The following is a 2525-nucleotide window of genomic DNA, read 5'->3' as shown; positions in this document are numbered from 1 at the left end:
GTGTTGGGGGCAGGGCGGTGAGGTCTATGTCCGTGTCGGGCCGGCGACGGCGTGAAGCCTCGGCGAGGTGGCGGGACAGGCCGGCCGCCGGGATGGCCGTGACCTGCGCACTCGCGGTTACCGGGATCCGCCGTGCGGGTACCAGGCACGTGGGAGGTTGGCGGATGGGGGGAAGACGCTGGGTTCGGGGCGCGCTCGCGGCGCTGGTCCCGCCGGCACTGCTCGCGAGCACGCTGGGCGCGGCGGGCACGCCGGGCATGTCCGGCACGTCGGCGACGCAGGAAACGCCGCCGTCGGCCAGGACGCCGGTCGTGCTGTTTCCCGCGTACGCCCTCACCAAGATGCTGGTGACCGTCAACAACCAGAGGGTGACCGCGGAGTGCCCACAGTGGGGCCACTTCGAGAGCTGGTACCGCAACGACCGGCCGAGCACCACGTTCAGCCAGGTCTGCCAGGACCGGCTGATGACCCTCCGCTACCGTGACACACCGTCGCTCCCGATGCCGGCGCGCTTCTCCGCGCAGCCCGGCGTCGACGTCCGGATCGTCGGGTACGGCCGTACCGACAGCGCGCCGTTCTACGAGCCGATGTACCGCCGTCTGGAGGCCGCCGGGTACGTACGCGGCAAGGACATCCGGGTCGCCGGCTACGACTTCCGGCTGACTCCGGACATGGGCGGCTTCCTCCAGCGCACGCGCCAGCTCATCGAGGACGTCTACCGCAGCAACGGCAACCGTCCTGTGCACCTGGTCGGCCACGCCAACGGGCCGCTTTACGCGCAGTACCTGCTCACCCACACGAGCCGTGCGTGGCGGGCCAAGCACATCCACGGTTTCACCCCGATCGCGGGCAACCTGCCGGGGCAGGGCCTGCTCTACCCGGTGCTGTTCACCGGGCTGAACGTCCAGGATTTCAGCCATCCCACGACCAGGGAGAACGCCGAGAGCAGCGCGCGCATGCTCCAGAGCGCCCCCTCCTCGTACATGAGCGCCGCCGACCCGAAGATCTTCGACGACCGCGAGGTCGTCGTCCGGAACTCCTCGACCGGCCGCTCCTACACCCCACGCGACCACCCGCGCCTGCTCGCCGACGCGAACCTGCCGACGGTCAGGAAGATCGCCGGCCACTACATCGGGTTCGTCCGCTTCGCCGACGCGTCGTCGTTCCCCGGGGTGGACGTGTACGCGGAGAAGGGCTCGGGCGTGCCGACTGCCGTCGGGGCGCCGCTGGCGGACCTGACCACCGGCCAGGTCACCGACGCGCAGAACTGGATGCGGCGCGATGGGGACGGCAACCAGGAGGACCTCACCAACGACGCCGTCCTGGCCTGGCGGGCGATGCCCTGCCACCGCTTCACCCTCACCGACAACCCCGGCGTGGACCACTTCGCCCTGCCCGGCCACCCGGCCCTGCTCGACCGCCTCGTCACCCGCCTCGGACAGCCACCCACCCACTGCCCATGACCTCCCGCGGCCCCTGATCGAACGCTCAGGCGGTGGATCTGCGGAGTTTGGCGCGCAGTGCCCGGAGGGCGATGGGGCCGAGATCGTCGATCACCTCGGTCAGGACCGCCAGGCGATCGAGGGCGTCGAGCGCCGACTGCCCGCCCTCGGGATCGACGCCCTCGAACAGCTCCAGCCCGATGAACGCGGCGGCGACCGTGCGGGCCAGCCCCGGGGTGTCGGTCAGCTCGGCGACCGGCGAGCCGGCCAGCAGACGGTCCAGGGTGCGTTCGAGCGCGTCGATCCACAGGTGGAGCGCGGCCGAGGTGGCCGCGGCCAGCTCGGGGTCGGCCTGCGCGCCCGCGAGGAACTGCGCGAGCACCGTGACGTTACCGGCAGCGCGCTCCTCGGCGTGCAGCTCACGGCCCAGGGCGAGCAGCTCGCGCAGGCTCCCGACCTGGTCCATGCGGGCCAGGAACGGCGCCACTCGCGCCTCGGTGGCGGCCAGGCACGCCTGCCTGAGCAGCTCGGGCACGCTACCGAAGTGGTAGAAGACGAGCGCCTGGTTGACGCCTGCGGCGGCGGCGATCGTACGCGCGGACGTGCCGGTGATGCCACGCTCGCGGATCGTCTCGATGGCGCCGTCGATGAGGCGCTGTCGGGTGTCGGCCATGCGGTCCATCATCGGGCCATCACCGGGCACAAAGGTACGGGCGGGAGAGCGTCAGCGCGGTCGCGGTCAGCGCCATCCCCAGCGGGACGGGCGCGAGATGCCAGAGGTCGACGTACCCGATGGCCAGGTGGGCGGCGACGGGGGGCACGAACCCGGCGACGGCGGCGAGCGCCAGCGTCCACCAGACCCACGACTCGCCGCGCCGCCATCCCCAGGCGCTCAGCAGGGTGATCGCCGCGGCGGCCGCCATCAGCGCCCCGCCGAACCCGGCCCGGTCGCGGCCTTGCCGGGGTCATCGAGGGCACGGGCCGCCGAACCGGCGGACGGGTTACCGGGATGAACGAAATCCGGGTCATCCACGTGCAGAACCGCGTCCACGTACGGCCCCAGAGCCGCAGCCACCCCCGAAT

Annotated in this window: 3 protein-coding genes; 1 reads left to right on the top strand and 2 read right to left on the bottom strand. The window is 72.1% G+C overall.

The window, feature by feature from the left end; translation table 11 throughout:
• Window positions 1-164 precede the first annotated feature (164 nt).
• The gene (locus ITP53_RS54800; protein WP_195903389.1) at window positions 165-1463 is read left to right on the top strand and encodes a lipase/acyltransferase domain-containing protein; all 1299 of its coding nucleotides are present in this window, start codon (window positions 165-167) and stop codon (window positions 1461-1463) included.
• 25 nt (window positions 1464-1488) lie between these two features.
• Here the strand turns inward: ITP53_RS54800 and ITP53_RS54795 are convergent, their stop codons facing one another.
• Window positions 1489-2115 (bottom strand): TetR/AcrR family transcriptional regulator, encoded by a 627-nt coding sequence (locus ITP53_RS54795; protein WP_195903388.1) that lies wholly within the window; start codon window positions 2113-2115, stop codon window positions 1489-1491.
• A gap of 19 nt (window positions 2116-2134) precedes the next feature.
• Window positions 2135-2365, bottom strand: a complete 231-nt coding sequence (locus tag ITP53_RS54790; protein WP_195903387.1) for a hypothetical protein — start codon at window positions 2363-2365, stop codon at window positions 2135-2137.
• Window positions 2366-2525 lie beyond the last annotated feature (160 nt).

Source organism: Nonomuraea cypriaca (assembly GCF_015645445.1).
Classification (GTDB): Bacteria; Actinomycetota; Actinomycetes; order Streptosporangiales; family Streptosporangiaceae; genus Nonomuraea; species Nonomuraea cypriaca.
The sequence above is the reverse complement of the archived record's forward strand: the minus strand, read 5'-3'. Positions and strand labels throughout refer to the sequence as shown.